Below are 3,067 nucleotides of genomic sequence, written 5' to 3'. Positions count from 1 at the left end.
CTCCCGCCGACCCTGCCCCGCCTCGGACCCTAACCAGCCACCCGAGGTCGCGGAAGACGTGAACCACTTAACTGTTAACCGCCCACCGGGCGGGCTGGCCTATTCCGCGGGGTCGCGCGGAAATTTGCCGCAGTGACGGGAAAGTCGTCGGACCCCAGCTCTGGACTGATGAAAACCGTTTTCATATACTGCTGGCATGGCCGCCCCTCGGAAGACCCCCCTGACCCTGCTCGTCGGGCTCTCGACGACGCTTCGCGACCCCGTTCTGGCAGCGATGACGGCGGATGGCACGGTCGATGCCGCCACCGTGGCCGTCGTGGTGGATCAGGATCAGCTGCAGCGCCTGGGGGTGCTGTCCTGGCGGGTGTTCGACGCCTCCGGGCCGATCGATGCCGGCGAGTTCACCGTCGGCGACGACTGCGGCGCCTGCGGGTTGATCGAGTCGCTGCTGCCCTTGCTGGAGACGTTGATCGCCCGCGAGCACTGGCAGCACGTAGTACTGGCTGCTCCGCCTGCGATGGAGGCGCGGCCGCTCGCGAGCACGCTGGTCGCGATGCTGCCCGAGGTGCAGGTGGACACCGTCACCTGCGTGGTCGACGCGGTGCTACTGGTCGAGCAACTCTCCGGCGACGAACTCCTGGCTGAGCGCGGGCTCGCGCTGGGCCTGCCCGACCGACGCAATGTCGCGGAACTGACCGCGCGACAGATCGAGTACTCCGACGTCTGCGTACTGGCGAACGCCCATCGCAGTGCGGCTCCGGAACGCCTGCACAACCTGCTGCTCCACCTGAACCCACGGACCACGGTCGTGAACGCCGACCCGGCCGGAGTACCGACTGGTCCCGTGGCGAGGACCGGACTGTTCGACTTCGCGGCGGCCGAGGCATGGGCGGGTGAGCTGGCTGCGGAAGACCGCCTGCAGCCGAGCGGCGACGGGGTCACCACGGTGTTGTGGCGGTCCACCCGGCCGCTGCATCCGTCGCGCTTGAACGACGCGTTGGAGGACATTGTCAACGGGGTGGTTCGCAGCCGTGGCGTGGTGTGGCTCGCCAACCGGCCGACGCAGCGGGTGCGCTGGGAGTCGGCCGGGTACAGCGCGTCCCTCGGCATGCTGGGCGAATGGTCCGACACCAACCACCTCGCCGAATGCACGGTCGTTGCCACCGGTGTCGGACTCGATCCAGCACGACTGCAGTCGATTCTGGACGCCTGCCTGCTGACCGAGTCCGAGCTGGCGACCCTCGACTGGCAAGCCCTCGACGACCCTTTCGCAGGAGTTCTCTAGCGGAGACCAGTCGCGGTGAGGTGGGCGGCGGCCGCGGCCTGCAGGTGGTCGAGGTCCGACGCCACGGTGGCGAACGTGTAGCCCTCGGCCAACCGGGCCCGGGCCGCTTCACCGCTTTGCGTATGGATGCCCGCGGCAACCCCTGCCTCGGCCGCGATCTTCGCGATCAGCGCGATCGCCGCGTCGAACGTCTCCTGCACATCCGGATCACCCGGGAACTTGCCACCGATCGCCAGACAGAGGTCCGACGGCCCGACGTAGATCCCGTCGAGCCCCGGCGTCGCACAGATGGCGGCGACGTTCTCCAAGCCCTGCCGGGTCTCGATCATCGCGAGCACGACCGTCGCCGCATTGGCCTCAGCCGGCCTTGGCCCGATCCGCAGCGCGGACCGCGCCGGCCCGTAAGAGCGGATCCCGACCGGTGGGTACCTGGCCGCCCGAACAGCCTTGGCAGCGTCCTCCGAGGTATCGATCAACGGCACGATCACCCCCGCGGCCCCGGCGTCCAGGGCACGACCGATCGGGGTCTCGTTGTTCGCTTCGGTCCTGACCAGCCCGACCGTCTGCGCACTGCCCGCATCGATCGCCAGGAGCCCGTCGAGCACCCCGCGGGTGTCCAGCAGGCCGTGCTGAGCGTCGAGGACCACGTAGTCGTACCCGACCCGCGCGATCCGTTCGGTGGCGGCGGGCGCGTCCAGCATCACCCAGTATCCGACCACGGACTCACGAGCACGGAGGCGGTCGGCAAATCCCTTGGCATTCACCCCGCCGTTCTACCCGATCAGTGGTAGCCGGTCGGCATGAGGCCCGAGCATGTCCAGATCCTGGGCGGTCAGCGGGACCCGCCCGGTTGCCTTGAGCACGTAAGTGGTGGTGTCCCAGGCGATCACGTCCCACGCCTCCGGGCCGAACAGTCCGTCCAGCGTCCGCGCGGTCACCTGCAGGCCCTCCGGATCCGGCTCGGGGGCGTCGGGGAGTTCCAGGATCAGGTCGAGATGGTGGACGGTCGCCTCGAAAACCAGGGTCGCCACGAAATCCGGCGCGCGCAGTACGTGGCCCTGGGTCTCGACCCGCCGGCCCTTGTCGACCAGCGCGAACGCGGCGGCGCGGACCGCCGCCTCCGAGACCTCACGCCAGTGCCCGACGAGCTCCGCCGGCATCCGGTACGCCGAGGCGACCGTGCGCACGAAGCTCGTCGCCGACTCGGGATCCTCGCCCGCCAGCGGCGGAAAGTCGTTCCAGTAGCTGACGAAATCTCGATCCGGCTCAGCCGTCGACGGACTGGCGAAGGCGACCAGCGCCCGCTGAGCGTCGTACAGGAGATGGACCAGCAACGGGCCGACCGCCATCCCGGCGCAGCGGGTCGGCCGGGCGAAGTCGGCGTCCGACAACCCCTGCACGGTCTCGGTCAACCGCCCGTAGGTCCTGCCCAGCGTCGTCGCCAGCCACAACGGCAGCGCGCCTCGCTCAGGAGCCCTCATGGTAAGAACCTAAACCCGTCGCGGGGTTAACCCAAGGTTCGACAGAATGCCGCCATGGCCCCGACCGAAGCCCTGCTGCACCAACTCGTCACCGAGGCCGGCCTCCCCGCGGTGGAGTCGTTCGAGGTGTTGCGCGGCCACGGCTTCGACCATGAGATCCTGCGCGCGACCCTCACCGACTCCCGCCAGGTCATCCTCCGCCACCGCCCCCAGAAGCCCCGCGCGTTACCGGTCGGCTTGGCCCGTTTTCTGGCCGCGCACAACGTCCCGGCACCGGCGCTGCTGGCTGGGCACTCCTTCG

4 protein-coding genes are annotated in these 3,067 nt (G+C 69.4%); 2 read left to right on the top strand and 2 right to left on the bottom strand.

The window, feature by feature from the left end:
- Nucleotides 1-196 precede the first annotated feature (196 nt).
- Nucleotides 197-1,285: a CobW family GTP-binding protein gene (locus VFG33_RS14425; RefSeq protein WP_325026530.1), complete on the top strand. Its 1,089-nt coding sequence runs from the start codon at nt 197-199 to the stop codon at nt 1,283-1,285.
- Here VFG33_RS14425 and VFG33_RS14420 read toward each other — a convergent pair.
- Nucleotides 1,282-2,049 carry an HpcH/HpaI aldolase family protein gene (locus VFG33_RS14420; RefSeq protein WP_325026529.1) on the bottom strand — a complete coding sequence of 256 codons (768 nt, stop codon included), beginning with the start codon at nt 2,047-2,049 and terminating at the stop codon, nt 1,282-1,284. The genes VFG33_RS14425 and VFG33_RS14420 overlap by 4 nt on opposite strands.
- 9 nt (nt 2,050-2,058) lie before the next feature.
- Entirely contained in the window at nt 2,059-2,766 is a 708-nt protein-coding gene (locus VFG33_RS14415) for a maleylpyruvate isomerase N-terminal domain-containing protein (protein WP_325026527.1), read from the bottom strand.
- 54 nt (nt 2,767-2,820) lie between these two features.
- On the opposite strand from VFG33_RS14415, the gene VFG33_RS14410 reads away from it, so the two are divergent.
- The coding region (locus VFG33_RS14410; protein WP_325026525.1) for a hypothetical protein at nt 2,821-3,067 on the top strand (247 nt) is incomplete at its 3' end.

Source organism: Kribbella sp., from assembly GCF_035687465.1.
Lineage (GTDB): Bacteria > Actinomycetota > Actinomycetes > Propionibacteriales > Kribbellaceae > Kribbella.
Note: the sequence above shows the minus strand (reverse complement) of the source record. Positions and strands in the feature narration are given on the sequence as shown.